The sequence below is a fragment of the Citrobacter sp. C13 genome (assembly GCF_014596815.2).
In the GTDB taxonomy this organism is placed as follows: Bacteria; Pseudomonadota; Gammaproteobacteria; order Enterobacterales; family Enterobacteriaceae; genus Citrobacter; species Citrobacter portucalensis.
Genome location: NZ_CP115024.1, coordinates 1,333,540 through 1,353,445, shown reverse-complemented (window position 1 = coordinate 1,353,445; position 19,906 = coordinate 1,333,540). Strand labels below are relative to the sequence as shown.

Sequence of the window (19,906 nt, the reverse complement as noted above, 5' to 3'; positions counted from 1 at the left end):
CCCTCTCAGATGGACAAATTATTGATTTTCATCTGCATCATTTCGCTCAGAGCAGGAGAGGCATCGCTTTTCACACCCGCTTCCCATGCGCTACGCGCACCTTGTTTGTCGCCTTTACTCAGCAACGCTTCACCACGCAGGTCGGCAACAATGGCCGTCCACCCTTCACCTTTAATGGTGTCGAGTGTTTTCAGCGCGGTATCAGCCTGTTTAAGCTGAACCTGAACACGAGCCAGACGCAGGTTAATCACCGCTTTGAGATTCTCATCGCTGGTTGCAGCCAAGCCCTGTTGCAGCTGACTTGCGGCTTTCTCAAGTTCATTTTGGTCAACAAACTGCTGCGCCAGTTCCAGTGAAGCCAGCGCGCCGTAGGTATTTTTGTTTTCTGCGGCAAATTTCTCTGCGGCAGGAATGCTGTCCGGTTTACCCGCGCTAACCGCAGTCACCGTATTTTGATACGCCAGAGAAGCAGAGCGTGCGGACTCCGTCTGATGGCTGGTCCAGTAGCGCCAGCCAACCAGCGCGCCAACCCCTAAAATGATCCCAACAGCCAGCGCTTTGCCGTTTTCAGCAAAGAAGCGTTTTACCGCATCAACCTGGTCGTGTTCGTTCTCGTAAATTTCCACGCTGTCCTTCTCCTTAGCCCAGTAAAGTGCGCAAATGCGCGGCAACGCTATCCTGCGCTACTGCCGTTTGCTCACCAGAGCGCAAATCCTTCACTACAACAGTACCGTCAGCCACTTCGGACTCGCCCAGTACCAGTGCAACGCGGGCGCCCCACTTATCGGCACGGGCAAACTGTTTCTTAAAGTTGCCGCCACCGTGGTTTGTCATCAGTTTCACACCAGGAACTTCATCGCGCAGACGTTCTGCAAGCGTCATTGCTGCCGACTGCGTGTCCGCCCCCGAAGCGACCAGGTATATATCGACAACAGGATCTGCGTTAAATTCCGGATTAACTGCCTGAACTAACAAAACAAGTCGTTCCAGACCCATGGCAAAGCCCACCGCCGGAGTTGCACGACCACCAAGTTGCTCTACCAGACCGTCGTAACGACCGCCGGCACACACGGTACCCTGAGAGCCCAGGCTGCTGGTAACCCACTCAAATACGGTGCGGTTGTAGTAATCAAGACCACGAACCAGACGCTGATTGACGGTGTAGGCAATGCCTGCGGATTCCAGCAGTTTGCACAGGCCCGCGAAATGCTCGCGAGAGTCGTCATCAAGATAGTCGCCCAGTGCAGGCGCATCGTTGAGCAGCGCCTGTACTTCCGGGTTTTTGGAGTCGAGAACGCGCAGCGGGTTGGTGTACATACGGCGCTTGCAGTCTTCGTCCAGTTTCTCTTTGTGCAGTTCCAGGTAGGCGACCAGCGCATCACGGTAGTTAGCGCGAGCTTCAAGCGAACCGATTGAGTTCAGCTCAAGGCTGACATGCTGAGAAATACCCAGCGCGCGCCACCAGCGAGCGGTCAGCATAATCAGTTCCGCATCGATGTCCGGGCCTTGCAGGCCAAACACTTCGACACCCAGCTGATGGAATTGACGATAGCGTCCTTTCTGCGGACGTTCGTGGCGGAACATCGGCCCGATATACCACAGACGCTGTTCCTGATTGTACAGGAGACCATGTTCGATGCCGGCGCGTACGCAGCCCGCAGTCCCTTCAGGACGCAACGTCAGGCTGTCGCCATTACGGTCCTCAAAGGTATACATCTCTTTTTCAACCACGTCGGTGACTTCACCGATCGCGCGTTTGAATAACGGGGTCTGCTCTACAATCGGCAAGCGGATTTCACTGTAACCGTAGCTACCGAGCACGTTTTTGAGAGTGCCTTCAATGCGCTGCCAGATGGCGGTTTCGCCAGGCAGATAATCGTTCATGCCGCGAATGGCTTGAATGTTTTTTGCCACGTTTATTCTCTTTATGAATATAAAAATGAACCCTCAGCGCTAACCCGAACAATGCGGGCGCCATGCGGGTTCAATCATACACGGGAAGCACGCCGCTTCCCATCACGTTGTTATTTTTCAAGCTGCTGCACGTCGATACGACGCGCTTCGTCCAGAATACTCGCTTTAGCGCGGATGCGGGCTTCAAGCTGCGTAATCATGTCGTCGTTATCGAGTCTGTCCTTACGCACGCCGTCTTCATACAGGCCGCTTTTCTTGTTACCGCCCGTCACGCCCAGCGTAGAAACCAGCGCTTCGCCAGGGCCGTTTACCACGCAGCCGATGATCGAAACGTCCATTGGCGTAATGATATCTTCCAGGCGTTGCTCCAGCGCATTGACCGTACCAATAACGTCAAACTCCTGACGCGAACAGGTTGGGCAAGCGATGAAGTTGATCCCGCGCGCGCGAATGCGCAGCGATTTCAGGATATCGAAACCAACTTTGATCTCTTCCACCGGATCGGCTGCCAGAGAAACACGCAGCGTATCGCCAATCCCTTCAGATAACAGCAGACCAAGGCCGATCGCGGACTTCACCGAACCACTACGCAGGCCACCGGCTTCGGTGATCCCCAGATGCAGCGGTTGATCGATCTGTTTCGCCAGCAGGCGATAGGATTCTACGGCGAGGAAAACGTCAGACGCTTTAACACTGACTTTGAATTGATCGAAGTTCAGACGATCGAGGTGATCCACGTGGCGCATAGCGGATTCCAGCAGCGCCTGCGGCGTCGGTTCACCGTATTTTTCCTGCAGATCTTTTTCCAGCGATCCGGCGTTGACGCCGATACGGATAGGAATATTTTTATCACGAGCGCAATCCACCACCATGCGAATACGCTCTTCACTGCCGATATTACCTGGGTTAATACGCAGGCAATCAACGCCGTATTCCGCTACCTTCAGCGCGATACGATAGTCGAAGTGAATATCGGCAACCAGCGGGACGTTAACCTGCTGCTTGATAAGCTTGAACGCTTCTGCGGCATCCATTGTCGGTACAGAGACACGAACAATGTCTGCGCCTACGCGTTCCAGCGCTTTAATCTGATTAACCGTCGCTTCCACATCCGTGGTACGCGTATTGGTCATAGACTGTACGGCGATGGGCGCACCATCGCCGATCGGCACGTTCCCAACGTAAATGCGTGTCGATTTTCTACGTTGAATTGGAGCCTGGTTATGCATTAAAAAATCTCCCGCATTGCCGTCTGTTACTGAGCCGGTGATTGTTCGGCATTAACGGTCAGACGCGCAACCTGGTTAGTTCTGATAAAACGACTCAGATCGACAGGTTTACCCTGGAACTGAATCTGCACTGCCGCCGGGGCGCCAATTTTCAGTTTGTACGGCGCTTGACCGGTCAGGTTTAGATTGCCGTCTTTACGCTGCATCCCGCTGAACAGTTTTTTACCGGTTGCATCAGTTACTTCCAGCCAGCAATCGGCGGTAAAGTTCATCACCAGCGCGTTAGGATCGGCTGCAGGTGTAGTCACACCAGCCTGATCGGTCGGCAGAGGGGCCGCTGTAGCTGGCGCGGTTGCGGTATCGACGTTAGCCTGAGATGGGGCAACAACGGCGTTCTGTTGCGCATCAGCGGCGGGTGCCGGGGTCGCAGCAACGTCTGGCGTTGGCGCTGCGTCCGCCACCGCACCATCGTCAGGAGCCGGAGGGGTATCCTGCCCTGCTGCGGCGCTGGTATCTAACGGTACGTTCTGCGCACCCTCTTTACCGGCATTCAGCTCAGCAGAGGATTGATCGGCCATGGTGGTGATCTCTTCCTGCTGCGCTTTATGGTTCTGCCACCACCAGGCACCTGTTAGTCCGACAACGACAAACAGCACCAGCCAGGTAAAGGTCATTAACCAGCCGTCACGTTTCTTACGACGCTTACCGAGCGAGAAGCTCTGCATCGGTGCGACTTTAGCTGGTCGAATCGGAGCCTGTTTTTCCAGCCCTGGCAACAGTTCTTCTTCAGGAATATGCACCAGACGCGCATAAGAACGGATATACCCGCGCAGGAATGTTGAAGCAAGATCGGCTGGCGCCTTATCTTCTTCAATATCGCGTACCGTGGAGACCTTCAGGCAAAGTCGCTCCGCGACTGCCTGCTGGCTGAATCCGAGTTGTTCACGGGCATTGCGCAGACGAACGCCGGTGGATAGTGTTTCATTTTTGTCGTGCGTGGCTTCAGTATTCATTCGCTACAGCTGCGTAAATTTGGGTTCTGATGCCGGCGAGCCACAATGCTCACCCACACCGCGAAACATCTGGTCAGTTAACCTTCGTCAGACAGTATAAAACGGTCAGACTATCAATGACAAAACGGCGTAAACCTGAGGGCTAAACACTTGTTACGCCGTTACATACTGCCTTAAAGTCGACAAAAACGCACCGTTATTATTGACCTGACGACGACAACAGAAAACCTCATATGGCTTACGTTGCACTACGGTACAGGAATTATACCGTAGTGCGCCAACATCAAACGGTCTTAATGTCGATAGCGTCGCCCTGCATACGCTTACGCAGAGTACGCTTGGTACGGTCGATAACGTCGCCCGCCAGCTGACCGCAGGCTGCATCGATGTCATCACCACGTGTTTTACGCACGATGGTAGTGAAACCATAGCTCATCAACACTTTGGAGAAACGATCGATACGGCTGTTAGAACTACGGCCATACGGCGCGCCCGGGAACGGGTTCCACGGGATCAGGTTGATCTTACACGGCGTATCTTTCAGCAGTTCTGCCAGCTGATGCGCGTGTTCAGTGCCATCATTGATGTGATCTAACATCACATACTCAATGGTTACACGACCCTGGTTAGCGTTGGACTTCTCCAGATAACGACGAACCGCGCCAAGGAATGTTTCGATATTGTACTTTTTGTTGATAGGTACAATTTCGTCACGAATTTCATCGTTCGGCGCATGCAGAGAAATCGCCAGCGCGACGTCAATCATATCACCCAGCTTATCCAGCGCAGGGACAACGCCTGAGGTGGAGAGCGTGACGCGACGCTTGGACAGCCCAAAACCGAAGTCATCGAGCATGATTTCCATCGCCGGAACCACGTTGGTCAGGTTGAGCAACGGCTCGCCCATCCCCATCATCACCACGTTGGTAATAGGACGCACGCCCGTAGCCTTCACAGCACCGACGATCTTCGCCGCGCGCCAGACCTGACCAATGATCTCCGATACCCGTAGGTTACGGTTAAAGCCCTGTTGCGCCGTAGAGCAGAATTTACACTCTAATGCGCACCCGACCTGTGAAGAAACACACAGGGTCGCACGATCGTCTTCCGGGATATACACCGTTTCAACGCGCTGATCGCCAACCGCGATAGCCCATTTGATCGTACCGTCAGAAGAACGCTGCTCTTCCACCACTTCCGGGGCGCGAATTTCAGCCACTTCTTTCAGCTTGTTACGCAGCACCTTGTTGATGTCAGTCATGTCATCAAAGTTGTCGCTGCAATAGTGGTACATCCACTTCATGACCTGATCGGCACGAAACGGTTTTTCGCCCATCTCTTTGAAGAATTCGCGCATTTGCTGACGGTTCAGATCCAGCAAGTTAATTTTTCCATTTTTATTTGGAACCGCAGGAATGACGACTTCAGAGGTGTTAACTAATTCAGACATAATTTTTTCCGGCCTCGTTGTTACACGTTGTGGCCCATGGAGGGTTAAAAAGAAACGCCCCGGCAAGCGATCTGCTCTTCCGGGGCGTTGCATTGTACAAAGTCTGGCGCAGGGATGCCACGTTTGCACGAAGCATTAGCGAAAATAATATGTAAAGGAAGATCGTAGGCCTGATAAGACGCATCAGCGTCGCCACCAGGCAAAGCAGAGCCGGATGCGCAAACGCTTATCCGGCCTACAGGACGAGCTTATTAGCGCGTACGCGGGCAAACCTCGCCTTCACCAAAGAAATAGGCGATTTCGCGCGCCGCTGACTCAACGGAGTCGGAACCGTGAGTACCGTTCTCGGTGAAGCTGTCAGCATAGTCTGCACGCAGAGTACCGGCCAGCGCATTCGCCGGGTTGGTTGCGCCCAGCAGATCGCGATGACGCTGTACGGCATTTTCGCTTTCCAGAACAGAAACAACGATCGGACCGGAGGTCATAAATTCAACCAGACCGTCAAAGAACGGTTTGCCATCGTGCTCAGCATAGAAGCCACGTGCCTGCTCAACGGTCAGGTGCAGCATTTTAGTGCCGACAATTTTGAACCCTGCTGCTTCAAAGCGCGCAAAGATGCTCCCAATAACGTTTTTTGCCACCGCGTTTGGTTTGATGATGGAAAAAGTACGTTCAATAGCCATGATAACCTCTGTAATGTGTTCTGTTGTTGTCTATATAGATGTACGACCTGGCGCGGATTATAAAGAGCATCCCGGCAATTGACTATTGATGAAGGTAACATTTCTTTAAAATAAGATGAATTTTAGCAACAAACAGTCACCAACTGATCTACTGCATCGAAAATCTCACCGTCGCTACCTGACCAGCGTCATCCATCACCAGCAGTTGATAATCCCCTTTAGTCGCCAGCCGTAGCGTAAGACGACGTCCACGTTCTTCCAGCCTTTCACCGTTAAGAAACCACCAGCGTTCACCGCTCCCACCACTGGTTTGCACCGGCAATGAGGCTTGAGCAGAACCGGGTAAACGCTTCACAATCGCGCCATCACGAATACCTGTCAACTGCAACGGCTGTGAAGCGCCTTGTCCCAGCGGCGGACACGTGGCAGAAACTGGCGGTAATCTCGCCCCACGGCGTTCTGATTCCGGTAGCCATGGCTCCAGCGGCAACGGCCAGACGATTAACGTTTGCTCGTGCGCCTGCGGGCAATCCGCCGCCACATGTTTGCCTTCATCATCCAGCCAGACAGGAAAACGAATGCCATTAACCCCTTCCTGCTCGGGCAATAATAACGTTGGCGGCTGACTGCCATCCAGTAACCAGGTTGCCAGACGGCGACGGCAGTTGCTGTCTCCTGGGGCAAGGGATTGCCCGCCCGGCCAGCACACCACGCCGCGACTCACGGAACCAGGGCGTGGATCTTCCGGCTGATTTGTCCCGCGAGAGAGCAAAAGATTGTTGACCTGAGTGAGCAGCGGCACGGCGCTGGCAAATCCAAACTGGCCCACCACCGGCGTTCCGTCTGGTCTGCCAGTCCAGATACCGATCACATAACGGGCGTTAACGCCAATCGCCCAGGCATCGCGATAGCCATAGCTGGTGCCCGTTTTCCACGCCAGCGGAACCACTCTGCTCAGTGCGCTATCCGGCAGCGGTTGCGCTTCGTCGGCCATAATACGGCGAATAATCCACGCCGCGCCCGCCGACATCAACGGGCGTTCAAGCAGTGGGTCACCCGGCTGCAGACGCAGTTTTCCCGCTTTTCCCTGGCGGGCAAAGGCGCTGTACGCTGCGGCCATATCACCAAGCCTTGCCCCCGCGCCACCTAAAATCAGCGACAGATTTGGCGCAGCCCCTGCGGGCAGATACAGCGGTAAGCCGACGTTACGTAACGATGCGGCAAAGCGCTTCGGACCATAGGCTTCGAGCACCTGCACGGCGGGTAAATTCAACGACCTTACCAGCGCTTCGCTCATGCTCACCGGGCCATGAAAACCGCTGTCAAAATTCCCCGGTCGATAGTCCCCAGTTCGCCGCGGGACATCCTGCAACAACGAAGCGGGATGAATGAGTCCGTCATCCAGCGCCAGACCGTAAACAAACGGCTTCAGCACCGAGCCTGGCGAACGGATCGCATTCACCATATCCACATGACCAAAGCGGGAGTCGTCATTCATATCTACCGACCCCACCCAACCACGCACGCTCATATCGGTGTGATCGACCACAATCATTGCCAGCGAACTGCGTGCAGGTAAGCGCCCCTTCCAGTTCTGCGCCAGCTCTTCCAGTTGACGCTGCAATCCGGCATCAAGGGTAGTCACGATTTTATCGCTCCGGCTTTTTCCCAGCATCATGCGCGAGAATAACGGCGCTAACTGCGGCATTTGCCGGGGCGCCAGCCAGACTGGCTCTTCACGCGACTCCTGTACCTGTCTGGCAGGCCAAATGCCCTGGGTCGCCATACGTTCGAGCACTTTATTACGCGCCGCTTCAGCACGGTCCGGCCAACGGTCCGGGCGCAGGCGACTCGGTGCCTGTGGCAAAACAGCCAGCAGCGCGGCATCGGAGTAACTCAATTGCGCGGGTGATTTACCAAGATAGGCCCAGCTTGCCGCCCCCACACCCTGCAGCGTACCGCCAAACGGCGCACGGTTGAGATACAGTGTCAGGATGTCGCGTTTGGAGAGATGCCATTCCAGCTGCAATGCGCGCCAGAGCTGGCGAAACTTGCCGCCAAAGGTTCGCGGATGAGGATCGAGTAATCGTGCGACCTGCATGGTGAGCGTACTGCCGCCCGAAACCACGCGCCCAGAGGAGAGGTCCTGCCATGCTGCGCGCAGTACTGAAAACGGATTGACGCCGGGATGCTTCCAGAACCAGCGGTCTTCGTAGTTAATTAGCGCCTCAAGGTAGCGGGGCGACACCTCATCAATCGTTACCGGATACCGCCAGATACCTTCGGCATCGGCAAAGCGCCAGAGTGGCGTACCATCATGTGCCACGACGACCCGCGCAGGATCGACTTCGTGCAAGGGCAGCGGCCAGATTTTATCTGCCGCCCAAACTGCCGCCACAATCAATAGCGCAACGGCTGCCAGCCAGAGCCAGCAGCCGCGTTTACCCAACCCGCGCATCATTTACGGTCTGACAATCAAAAGTCCCTCTGTCGCACCGGTCGCGCGCCACTGCGGAACATACATTGATTCCACCTGCGGGACGGGAACCTGGTAGGTCCCCGGCGTCACCGCTCGCGCCAGATACACCAGCGTAACCGGTTGTCCTTCATTGACCGCCACCGCAGCGACAAAGCGATCGTCACGGAACTCAACGTGCTGGATATCTGCCTGCTGCATCTGATTAAGCAGATTCGCCACTTCGCTGCCGCTATCCTGCAGGCTGGCGCTGCCGTTGGCCAGATTCTGGTTTTCCAGTTCCAGTCCTGCTGGCAGTAAGTCAACCACCAGTGCATCCGGCACATTCTGGCTGGCTTTCACCTCCAGCCAGACCAGCACCAGCTCGCCGCTGCGCAGCGAATCCAGCGATTTGCTGTTTCCGTCGAGCCCCAGAATTTGACGCTCAATATGCAGAACGTTGCTGGCAGGCGTCGGTGAGGTTTGCGGATAACCGCTCACATCCAGACGCAGCCACAGCGGTTGATTACCGGTATTGGTGACGCTCAGCGTAGACAGCGCATCGGCATCCAGATTACGCGTCTGTGATTTCTCCCCGGCTAACGGTTGTTCAGAGAGTGACGTTTGCGCCTGCCATGTGCCTGGCAAATCCTGTAACGTACGCGCAGCAAGGAACAACGCATTATTTTCCTGAGTCGAGAGCCAGCGCTGCCCAAAGGCCTGTTCTGACAACGTGTTCAGCAGCGTATTCTGCACGTCAGGTTTGAGCTTGTTCTCTTCGAGCAAGGCCAGCATCAACGCATTATCCCGTAACGCACTGCCGTAATCCGCCATCCACTGTTGCGTATCGCGGCGCGGCGTATTCAGCGCCAGCGTCAACGCCTGTTCACTGCGGTTAGCATCGCCCATATTTTTCAGCGCGATTCCCAGTTGTAACAGCGGTAAACCAGAGGCCGCTTGCGCACGACGCTCCCAGATCTCACGCAATGCGCCGAGCGGGGCTTTTTGCTGACGCGCCAGAACCAACGCGGCGTAGGCTTGTACGGCAAACCGGCTTGCTGAAGAGTCGTCGGTATAGCGAATCGACAACATTCCTGGATCCTGCAAATAGCGCAGCAGCCGCTCGTTGCCACGGTTAATGACCTCTACCGGGACGCTGTAGCCCTGTTCATTTGCCCGAACGAGGAAATCCATGACATACGCGGTCAGCCAGTACTCTTCCGACCCGTTTTTATCCCACAGCGCGAAACCGCCGTTATCACGCTGCATCTGCACTAAACGAGAAATCCCAATATCGACTGCCGCACGGCGTTTTTCATCGCTGTCGCCCACAATACCTAACGCCTTCAATTGCGCAGCATTGGTGTATAAGGATGGGAACAACCCGCTCGCCGTTTGCTCCAGGCAACCGTAAGGGTAAGCCTTCAGTTCGCGGATATAACGCGCCAGATTTAGCGGCGGCTTACCGCTGAACAGCAGTTGTCCCTGCATCGTTGCAGGGGAGAAATTGGTCAGTTCTTCGCCCGGAAGCTGCCAGGTTGCGCCCGGCTGAAGTGCGACACCGTTATTAACGGTTTGCGCCGGGAACGCCGGACGCACGCCAATCTTCCACTGTTTATGCTGAACTGGCAGCGTTTCACCTGGTAAAGTCAGACCGCTAATTTCTGCCTGAATTTCGCCATCGCCAAACCCCTCCCGCGCACGCACCGGAATAAACAACGTAGTCCGTACGCCTGGTGCCAGATTTACCGGAGCAGGATCTTGCCCCATCAGCTCCAGTAAGCCATTGGACGCGAGCTTAATATTCAGCGTTTGCGGTTTGTCAGTCAGGTTAGTCACGTCCAGCGTCAGGCGCGAGGTATCGCCTCCCGCCAGAAAACGCGGCATATTCAGTTCAGCAATTACCGGCGCGGCAACAATCACCTTGCTTTCACTGCTGCCAAAGTCATCCGCCGTCCAGGCCTGTGCCATTACCCGTAGCTCGCCGTTGAAATCACCAATCGGTAGCGTCACCGTACCTTCGCCCTGCTCGTTGAGCGTGACCGGCAGCGCCTGTTGCGCCACGATATTGACGTGATTAACCGGTGGCTTACCGCCGCGTTTTAATTCATCGCCATCTCCACCAAAGCGCAGCGCCGCCAGCCGCCCTTGCCCTTCGATCACCTGGCCGTAAATATCATAAATATCCGCGCCATAGCGTTTTTGCCCGAAAAACGCCTGCCACGGATCTGGCGTGGCGTAATCGGTAATGTTCAACACTCCGCTATCAACGGCAGAGACCAGCACGTTAACCTGTTTTGGTACGTCGCCATTTTTGACGCTGGCTTTAATCTTGACGGTCAACGGCTGGTTTGGCCGTATTTTCGCCGGGTTTTCCAGCGCCAGCGCCAGACGACGGTTTTCATCACCTAACGGCAAATGCAGTAAACCGACCGCCCGTTTTGGCGTGGCCGAACGGGACTTGTCGCCAGGACGAACCACCAGCGCACTGAGATACAAATCGTGGCGATTCCAGGTTTTATCGATTGGGATGGAGATATCGAGACCATCCGCCGGTACGTCTATTTCTTGCCACCACAGCGGGCCTTCGCTGGATTCCACCATCGCATAACCTTTGCCAGCAGCGGGAGCGGCAACGTGCAGCTTCATGGTATCGCCAGGACGATAGCTGGGTTTGTCCAGTTTCAGAGTCACGCGATCGGGACGCACAGCCCCACTGCCATCGCTGTTATCCTGCCAGCTATAACCTGCCCAGAAGCGTACGCTGCTCACCGCATCATTCGGGGCTTTCACTTCCAGACGATAGGCACCCCACTCAACCGGGAAGCTGACTTTACCGGTTTCATCGGCCTTAAGATCCAGAGTCTGCTCACCTTCAACCAGATCCTTTTGATCGAACTGTGATTGCCAGCCCTCGCCTTCAGACCAGTTCCAGTAGTAATCCCGGCGCTCGCGGATCAAACGCACCTGCAAACCGGACACCGCTTTTTTCTCGCCCTGCGCATCGGCATAAACAATGTCGAAAGCGGCGTTGCTGTTTTCATCAACGATAGGCTGATTCACAGTGGTATCAGTGCGGTAGTCATAGACGGCTTTTGCCGCAAACTGCGGACGAATACCCGGCAGCGTGTCCGCAGGCCAGATGGCTTGTTCAGCCCGACGCGTCACCGGGCGGCCACCAGATTCCAGCAGGCTGGCTTGCAGGATCACCTGTAACGGAGAATGCGTCTCCTGCCATTGGCTGTTGGTGGTCACTTCGCCGCGACCGTGTTCATCCAGCGTAAGCTGAACTTCATCGAGGCTGCGGGACAGGTTTTCTTCGGCAATATTACCAAATTGGAACCCCGGCAATGCCTGCACCGCTTCGCGCAGCGGGCGCAGGAAAAGCTGTCCTTGCAGAGCATTGCCGTTAGCGGGCGCGCCGTACAGGTAGTAGCCCACTACCGAGAACTTCACTTCATCAGCCGGAGCTACCGGAATCTTATTGGCGGAGAGATTGAGCGCCATCCGCTCAGGCATAAAATCTTCGACGTGGAAATCCCACATCCGTGACTGGTTGTCGCCCGTATTAGCACGAATATGCCACATACCGGTTGGCGCGTTAGTGTCCAGCGGCCAGCTAAAGCGGTACAGACCGTTCTCCGGCTGGCTAACCACCGAACGTAACACTTGCCCGTCGGGCTTTACGACCTCCAGCTTCACCGGCTGGTCGGGCAACGTTTTGCCGTCGCTGTCACGCAGTAATCCGTTGAGGATCACCGTTTCGCCAGGACGATAGAGGTCACGGGGACCAAACATAAAGAACTGTTTGCTGTATCCCGGTGCACCGGCAATATCAAATTCAGCCAGATCCAACGCCGGGAGTTTCAAATCCAGCAGCGTGGTTTGCCCGTCTTTGCGGGCCAGCAATAAAGCCGCGTCTTTATCAGTCTCCAGTTTGACATGACCCTGCGCGTCGCTGGTAGCCTGCGCCAGCGTCTGTCCTTTTTCGTTGAGTAACGTGACCTCAATACCCTGCTGCGCAGCGCCATTTTCCAGACTCTGTGTAAAGACATCCAGTTGATTATGGTAACGGTGCGCAGACACACCAATATCGCTGAGCGTGAACAGCGTAGCGGCATTACTGTAGTTGTATTGTCCAGCCTGATTCATCACCGCGATGTAAACACCTGCTTGCTGCAACGGCTTGATATCGCTCAACGGCAGCAGCAGCTTCTCACGGGTGTTACGCACAGGATTGAGATCAAAGCGTCCGGTATACACCAGTTCCGCCATTTTCAGCAGATTGTCAGATTCCCAGTTCGTCAACGAATTGCGGTATTCCCACTGGCTGACAAATGCGCCGAGCGATTCAGGCTTCACGCGAAAGAAGTTCACATCCACGCTGTTAACGTTGAGGGCCATTACCGGCAGGCCTTCAATTACTTTTCCCGGCAGCAGCGAGCCGCGACTGGCAAACCCTACGCTTGGCTGGACGTCGCGAGTGGTAATGTTTTTTTCATAATCGATAGCGAACGTCGCTTTATTCAGCGCCAGCAAATCACGCTCAATGGTCACCACCAGTTCCCGGTTAGGTTCCAGATGGCGTAAGCGCAGCTCTTTCAGATTTGGCGCCAGCTCCCAGGCACCATCCACTTTGCCGCTTTTTTTATCAACAACGTGCACGACGCGGGAAAAATCTTGTTCTGGATCGAGGGGAATGGAGAAGGTCAAAACGAGCGTTGCCGCACCGTCGAGCTGGACCTCTGAGGCATCCAGCAGCGTCAGCGACTTGCCCTGGCTTTGCTGCACCAGCTTTTGTAATTGAGCTTTATCTTTTGCTGGCGCAGTCTGTGGCGCAGGTGCATCAGGTTTCGCAGCCGTCGGTGATTTTTCGTTATTATTATCGCACCCGACCAGTGCCAGCATCAGCATGCAGGCCGCTACGCGTAAATGTTTCATTTTTCATCCCTGGCCGTAGTGGCCCGTTAGCTACGTAGAACAACTATTATGCGTCAGATTTCCGGCTGTGGAAGTCAGTAACTGAACAACGTTGTCTTAATTTAAGTGATTAATGTGGATTCACCTGACAAATCAGCCTGTTTTACTTGTCGCTTTACGGTAAACATCCGACAATTTGCCAAAACCTGGTAAAAATGGAGATGCCTATGACCACCGCCTTCTTTGTCGCTGCCGACTGGCTTGCCGAACACATTGACGACCCGGAAATACAAATTCTTGATGCCCGGATGGCACCTCCAGGACAGGAAGATCGCGATGTTGGCGAGGAGTATCGTGAGGGCCATATTCCTGGCGCAGTATTTTTTGATATTGAAGCGCTTTCCGATCATACCTCACCGCTACCGCATATGATGCCACGCCCCGAAGCCTTTGCCGTTGCGATGCGCGAGCTGGGCGTTGATCAGGATAAGCATCTGGTTATCTACGATGACGGTAATCTGTTTTCCGCGCCACGCGCATGGTGGATGCTGCGGACATTTGGCGTCGAAAATGTCTCCATTCTGGCAGGAGGTCTGGCAGGCTGGAAGCGCGATGAGCTAATGCTCAAGGAAGGCGATGAGGATTTACCTGAAGGTGAATTTAACGTGGCCTTTACGCCTGACGCAGTTGTGCGCGTTACCGATGTACTGCTGGCCAGTCATGAAAAAACGGCGCAGATCGTCGATGCCCGTCCGGCTGCGCGTTTTAATGGCGAAGTTGACGAGCCGCGTCCTGGTCTGAAACGTGGTCATGTGCCGGGTGCGCTTAACGTACCGTGGACAGAACTGGTTCGTGACGGCGAACTGAAAACCACCGATGAGCTGGATGCTATTTTCTTCAGCCACGGCGTGAGCTTTGACCGCCCTATTATCGCCAGCTGCGGCTCCGGCGTAACGGCTGCCGTCGTCGTGCTGGCACTTGCCACGCTGGGCGTTTCTGACGTCGCATTGTATGACGGCGCATGGAGCGAATGGGGAGCACGCAACGATTTACCGGTAGAACCGCAATTATAAAGCTGGAAAAGCCGGATAGCGCTTCGCTTATCCGGCCTACAATTTAGATAATCCGGTTCTGTTTAAAGTCGCGCAGGAAACCGCCCCAGCGGCGTTCGTAGAACGGTGCGATATGCTCAGTGATAAAGTGGCTCACGCCCTTCTCACCCTTCTTCACCTGGCAGATATCAATAGGTTCATCGCTCGGCAGCGTATCGGTCGCGACGCTGCCAGCAGCGTGGATGATCTCTTCAATATCCCCTTCTGCTTCAATACCAATCAGCAGATTCGGCTGGGCTTCCGCGCTTTCTTTGATTGAGCAGAGAAACGCGCGTTTTACCGGCTTAATGGTTTTAAACAGCGTAGTCAGCGAGTCAATCATTTGCGCCGGAGGTTCAGCGACTTCAGAGAGGATCAGCGATTCACCGCCTTCCAGTACTTCCTGGGTGCTGAGCGGATTCCCCTCTTCCCCCATCAGCAGGCTGATTTCACGCGGCATAAACTCTTTGCCGGTCGGCAGTTTCGCGTTGAGAAACAGCGTTTCGCCGAGCGTCATTTCAAACAACGTACGCACCGGCATAACGACAAATGCTTGCTCATCTTCCACCGCCTGCTGCAGGGCTTCCAGAGAGGTGAAGAACGGGATCACGGTCGTGCCGTCTTCTTTTTCCCAGTGCTGCAGGTCGAGAGCGCTGTCTTCAACCACCGCCTCGCCTTCTGCGGCAGTACCCGGCACCCAGACTGTGGATTCCAGTAAAGTACGGAAAAATGCCGGACGATGCGCAGGCTCTGTTGCCGCTTGCTCCAGCAACGTTTCTAATTCGTTTTTTGTTTCGGACATAAGTATCACAAATTGGATGAATACATGTAGGCCGGATAAGCGTAGCGCCATCCGGCAATACAGTAATAAATTATGCGGTCAGCAGATTCGCAATCGTGCGTACACCCAGACCGGTTGCGCCCGCAGACCACTGCTCAACCGGCGCTTTGCGATAGGTTGCGGAGCAGTCGATGTGCAGCCAGCCCTGCTGGTAGTTTTCCACGAAATGGGACAGGAAGCCCGCCGCGGTGCTTGCACCAGCCGGGTAAGCCGCGCTGCCGGTGTTATTCAGTTCGGCAAAGTTAGACGGCAACTGACTACGGTGGAACTCTGCCAGCGGCAGACGCCAGAACGGTTCGTTTTCTTGCGCCGCACTTGCCAGCAGGCGAGCAGCCAGCTGATCATCAAAGCTAAACAGCGCGTGGTAATCATTGCCCAGCGCGGTTTTCGCCGCGCCGGTCAGCGTGGCAGCATCAATAATCAGCTCCGGTTTCTGCGCGCTGGCATCGATCAGGCCATCGGCCAGCACCAGACGTCCTTCGGCATCGGTATTCATCACTTCAACTTTTTTACCGTTGCGATAGTGAATGATATCGCCGAGCTTAAAGGCGTTGCCGCTAATCAGGTTATCCGCGCAACACAGATACAGCTTCACGCGCTTGTTCAGACCACGGGTGATGGCAAATGCCAACGCGCCGGTGACCGTTGCCGCACCGCCCATGTCGGACTTCATTGAGTCCATAAATGCGCTTTGCTTGATGCTGTAACCACCGGAATCAAAAGTAATTCCCTTACCAACCAGGCAGGCATAAACCGGGGCTTCTTTGTCGCCTGTTGGGTTGTAGTCCAGCGCCAACAGCACTGGCGGACGTTCAGAGCCGCGACCCACAGTATGCAGACCCATGTAGTTCTGCTCGCGCAGATCTTCACCTTTGGTGATGCGGTAAGAGACGTTATCGCACGCGACGGAGCACAGCAGATCAACAGCGCGCTGCGCCAGCTGTTCAGGGCCCAGCTCTTCTGCCGGGGCGTTAATGGTATCGCGCACCCAGTCAATAATCTTCAGACGGCTATCCAGCTCTTTGCGCTGCGCTTCGTCCAGAGCGGCCCACTCAACTTTGCGGGTGCCTTTTGGTCCCTTGTAGCCCTGCCAGAACGCCCAGCTACGTTCGGTATCCCAGCCTTCACCATCCAGTTGAACGTGTTTAATGCCCAGGCCGTCGATTTTACGCGCGGCACGCTGGATAAGGCCGAGGTCATCTTTTCCGTTCAGGTGCAGGGTAATGCCGTCATTATTAATGCTGTATGTCGCCTTTTCACCCCAGCGGGCATCGGCGGGTTGCGTGGAAAGCGTAATTTTCATGGCTTCTGTCATTTTATTTATCCTTATTTTCGCGCATACAGGAAAACGGGCCACCCGTGGGCAGCCCGTTGACTTATTCGGCTTCGTCCAGCCAGACCAGCAAAATGGCCTCAAGGATTTTTTCGTTCGATGCCTGAGGATCATCATCGAACTCTTCCAGGTCACAGATCCACTGGTGCAGATCGGTGAAACGAACGGTCTTGGGATCGAGATCGGGGAAAGCGTCATACAGCGCCTCGCCGATTTCGCGGCTATCGGTCCACTTCAGTCCCATACTACCCTCTGTTAATGCTCACGCGCATGATTGATTGTGTAACGTGGGATTTCGACCACTAAATCGTCCTCGGTTACCCGCGCCTGACAGCTTAAACGGCTCTCCGGCTCCAGTCCCCAGGCTTTATCCAGCATGTCGTCTTCTTCTTCTGTGCTTTCCGGCAAAGAATCAAAACCTTCACGCACGATGCAGTGGCAGGTAGTGCAGGCACAGGATTTTTCACAGGCGTGTTCAATCTCGATCCCGTTACGCAGGGCAACGTCGAGAATGGTTTCGCCGGTCTCAGCTTCCAGAACTGCGCCATCGGGACAGAGATCCTGATGAGGCAAAATAACAATCTTTGGCATATTAAACCTCGTCCACGGAATGGCCTTTCAGCGCGCTACGGACGGATTTGTCCATGCGGCGAGCGGCGAATTCCTGGGTTTGTTTGTCTACGTTTTTAATGGCTTGTTCTATCGCGTCAACATCGTCACCCTGTGCAACCTCGCTCAAGTGCGCGGCGGCGGTGTCGATAGCCTGACGTTCTGCGGCGCTTAACAGCGCGGCATCAGCGTTCAGCGCACCGGATAAACTCTCCAGTACGCGTGCCGCTTCGACTTTCTGTTCTGCCAGCATACGGGCTTTTACGTCCTGCTCGGCAAAACTCATCGAATCCTGAATCATGGAGGCGATTTCACTGTCGGTCAGACCGTAGGACGGTTTAACCTGGATTGAGGACTCAACGCCTGTGGATTTCTCCATGGCGGTGACGCTCAGCAGCCCATCGGCATCCACCTGGAAGGTCACGCGGATATGCGCGCCGCCTGCTGGCAATGCCGGGATGCCGCGCAGCGCAAAACGCGCCAGGGAACGGCAGTCCTGCACCAGTTCACGCTCGCCTTGCATCACGTGAATGGACATCGCGGTCTGGCCATCTTTAAAGGTGGTAAAGTCCTGCGCGCGCGCCACTGGGATAGTGGTGTTACGCGGGATCACTTTCTCCACCAGACCGCCCATGGTTTCCAGTCCCAGGGACAGCGGGATAACGTCCAGCAGCAGCATTTCGCTGTCCGGCTTATTCCCGACCAGAATATCCGCCTGAATTGCCGCACCGATAGCGACCACTTTGTCCGGGTCAATAGAGGTCAGCGGCGTGCGGCCAAAAAATTCACCGACGCGTTCACGTACCAGAGGCACGCGCGTTGAACCGCCAACCATCACAACTTCCAGCACATCTTGCGGCTCCACGCCCGCATCTTTCAGCGCGCGACGACAGGCCAGCAGCGTACGCTTGACCAGTGCGGAAATGAGTTCATTAAAGGTTTCACGGGTGATTTCACCCTGCCATCCAGCCACGTTAACCGTTACAGAATCAGCGTCGCTAAGTGCGATTTTCGCTGCAATCGCGGCATCCAGCAGTTCACGCTGAACGCGGTTATCGCTGCGATCGGCCACGCCCGCCTGCTCGCGAATGTAATCGGCCAGCAGATGGTCAAAATCATCGCCGCCGAGCGCGGAATCACCGCCGGTCGCCAGCACTTCAAACACGCCACGGCTCAGGCGCAGAATAGAAATATCAAACGTACCGCCGCCAAGATCGTAGACTGCGATCACGCCTTCCTGACCGGAGTCCAGACCATACGCGATCGCCGCTGCGGTCGGTTCGTTCAGCAGACGCAATACGTGCAGGCCCGCCAGACGCGCGGCGTCTTTGGTCCCCTGACGCTGTGCATCGTCAAAGTAAGCCGGAACGGTGATTACCACGCCGTCCAGTTCGCCGGACAGCGATTCGGTAGCCCGCGCGGCCAGCGCTTTCAGAATATCAGCGGAGACGCGCACCGGATTAAGCAAACCGGCAGCGGTTTCAATCATCGGCAGACCGTTTTCGCTCGCCTGGAACGTATATGGCAGATGCGGGTAACGCGCCTGGATATCCGCCAGAGAGCGGCCCATCATGCGTTTTACCGAGCTGACGGTGTTTGCCGTATCCAACGCTGCATTGGCGCGGGCATCGTAACCGACAGAGTAGCCCTGCTGCTGATAGTGAACCACTGACGGCAACAGGTGGCGACCTTCATGGTCTGCCAGCGTTTCGGCCTGGCCGCTGCGTACGGTCGCAACCAGGGAGTTGGTAGTGCCTAAATCGATACCTACCGCCAGACGACGCTGGTGCGGCGCGGCGCTCAGACCAGGCTCACTAATTTGTAATAAGGCCATTTTCGCTTCCGGAAATTAAAAATCGAGCAGTTTTTCTTCGAGTTGTTCTGCACTGCTTCGCAGTTTATCGAGAAAACGCAGCTTACGCACGGTATCTGCCGCTGCGTCCCACGTCTCGCTATCCAGCTGTTCCACCATCAGTTGATGGCGAACGTTATACATTTCGCTGACGCGTTTCATAAACGCATCTAAACGTTGACTGTCTTTTGCCTGTTCAATCTCGTCCAGCTCTTCACGCAGCTCAAGTTGCTCCATCAGGAACGCGGTATCGCGCACCGTGTGCTGCTCGCTGCGGATATCAAAACCGTGTAAAGACAATAAGTATTCGGCGCGCATCAAAGGATGACGCAGCGTTTGCCAGGCCTGGTTGATAGTGGCGGACTGCGAAACCGCAGCAAGTTGTTCCGCCTGGGAACCGCTGGCGAATTTATCAGGATGATACTGACGTTGTAGATCCTGAAAACGTAGGCTCAGCGCCTGAGTATCGAGCTGATAACGGGCCGGTAAGCCAAAGAGGGTGAAGTAGTCCATAAC

At 55.2% G+C, this 19,906-nt stretch carries 15 protein-coding genes; 1 reads left to right on the top strand and 14 read right to left on the bottom strand.

The window, feature by feature from the left end:
• Positions 1 to 5 precede the first annotated feature (5 nt).
• The 8 genes from IB222_RS06345 to IB222_RS06310 all read right to left on the bottom strand — a co-directional run bounded on the left by IB222_RS06345 (position 6) and on the right by IB222_RS06310 (position 13,685).
• The gene (locus tag IB222_RS06345; protein WP_003835172.1) at positions 6 to 626 is read right to left on the bottom strand and encodes a YfgM family protein; all 621 of its coding nucleotides are present in this window, start codon (positions 624 to 626) and stop codon (positions 6 to 8) included.
• 13 nt (positions 627 to 639) lie between these two features.
• Positions 640 to 1,914, bottom strand: coding sequence for a histidine--tRNA ligase (gene hisS / locus IB222_RS06340; RefSeq protein ID WP_003835173.1), 1,275 nt, complete (start codon positions 1,912 to 1,914; stop codon positions 640 to 642).
• A gap of 110 nt (positions 1,915 to 2,024) precedes the next feature.
• Entirely contained in the window at positions 2,025 to 3,143 is a 1,119-nt protein-coding gene (ispG, locus tag IB222_RS06335) for a flavodoxin-dependent (E)-4-hydroxy-3-methylbut-2-enyl-diphosphate synthase (protein WP_003037720.1), read from the bottom strand.
• 26 nt (positions 3,144 to 3,169) lie between these two features.
• The gene (gene rodZ, locus IB222_RS06330) at positions 3,170 to 4,156 is read right to left on the bottom strand and encodes a cytoskeleton protein RodZ (RefSeq protein WP_149281452.1); all 987 of its coding nucleotides are present in this window, start codon (positions 4,154 to 4,156) and stop codon (positions 3,170 to 3,172) included.
• Between the two features lie 283 nt (positions 4,157 to 4,439).
• Positions 4,440 to 5,606: a bifunctional tRNA (adenosine(37)-C2)-methyltransferase TrmG/ribosomal RNA large subunit methyltransferase RlmN gene (locus tag IB222_RS06325; RefSeq protein WP_003037713.1), complete on the bottom strand. Its 1,167-nt coding sequence runs from the start codon at positions 5,604 to 5,606 to the stop codon at positions 4,440 to 4,442.
• A 251-nt stretch (positions 5,607 to 5,857) separates the two neighbouring features.
• Positions 5,858 to 6,289, bottom strand: coding sequence for a nucleoside-diphosphate kinase (ndk, locus tag IB222_RS06320; RefSeq protein WP_003037710.1), 432 nt, complete (start codon positions 6,287 to 6,289; stop codon positions 5,858 to 5,860).
• Between the two features lie 148 nt (positions 6,290 to 6,437).
• Positions 6,438 to 8,750 (bottom strand): peptidoglycan glycosyltransferase PbpC, encoded by a 2,313-nt coding sequence (gene pbpC / locus IB222_RS06315; RefSeq protein WP_149384791.1) that lies wholly within the window; start codon positions 8,748 to 8,750, stop codon positions 6,438 to 6,440.
• Positions 8,751 to 13,685 (bottom strand): alpha-2-macroglobulin, encoded by a 4,935-nt coding sequence (locus IB222_RS06310; protein WP_149384792.1) that lies wholly within the window; start codon positions 13,683 to 13,685, stop codon positions 8,751 to 8,753. It abuts the gene before it with no gap.
• A gap of 206 nt (positions 13,686 to 13,891) precedes the next feature.
• Here IB222_RS06310 and sseA point away from each other — a divergent pair, with 206 nt between their 5' ends.
• Positions 13,892 to 14,737, top strand: coding sequence for a 3-mercaptopyruvate sulfurtransferase (gene sseA / locus IB222_RS06305; protein WP_063941712.1), 846 nt, complete (start codon positions 13,892 to 13,894; stop codon positions 14,735 to 14,737).
• 43 nt (positions 14,738 to 14,780) lie between these two features.
• Here sseA and sseB read toward each other — a convergent pair whose 3' ends face one another.
• From sseB to hscB, 6 genes are all read right to left on the bottom strand, one after another.
• Positions 14,781 to 15,557 carry an enhanced serine sensitivity protein SseB gene (gene sseB, locus IB222_RS06300; RefSeq protein ID WP_149384793.1) on the bottom strand — a complete coding sequence of 259 codons (777 nt, stop codon included), beginning with the start codon at positions 15,555 to 15,557 and terminating at the stop codon, positions 14,781 to 14,783.
• 70 nt (positions 15,558 to 15,627) lie between these two features.
• On the bottom strand, positions 15,628 to 16,911 hold the full coding sequence (pepB, locus tag IB222_RS06295; protein WP_008785461.1) for an aminopeptidase PepB: 1,284 nt from the start codon (positions 16,909 to 16,911) through the stop codon (positions 15,628 to 15,630).
• 61 nt (positions 16,912 to 16,972) lie between these two features.
• On the bottom strand, positions 16,973 to 17,173 hold the full coding sequence (gene iscX, locus IB222_RS06290; RefSeq protein WP_003037694.1) for a Fe-S cluster assembly protein IscX: 201 nt from the start codon (positions 17,171 to 17,173) through the stop codon (positions 16,973 to 16,975).
• 11 nt (positions 17,174 to 17,184) lie between these two features.
• Positions 17,185 to 17,520: an ISC system 2Fe-2S type ferredoxin gene (gene fdx / locus IB222_RS06285; RefSeq protein WP_003037690.1), complete on the bottom strand. Its 336-nt coding sequence runs from the start codon at positions 17,518 to 17,520 to the stop codon at positions 17,185 to 17,187.
• A 1-nt stretch (position 17,521) separates the two neighbouring features.
• Positions 17,522 to 19,372 (bottom strand): Fe-S protein assembly chaperone HscA, encoded by a 1,851-nt coding sequence (gene hscA / locus IB222_RS06280; RefSeq protein WP_003838439.1) that lies wholly within the window; start codon positions 19,370 to 19,372, stop codon positions 17,522 to 17,524.
• 15 nt (positions 19,373 to 19,387) lie between these two features.
• A complete protein-coding gene (hscB, locus tag IB222_RS06275) occupies positions 19,388 to 19,903 on the bottom strand; it encodes a co-chaperone HscB (protein ID WP_003835201.1) in 516 nt (171 codons plus the stop codon).
• Between the last annotated feature and the right edge of the window lie 3 nt (positions 19,904 to 19,906).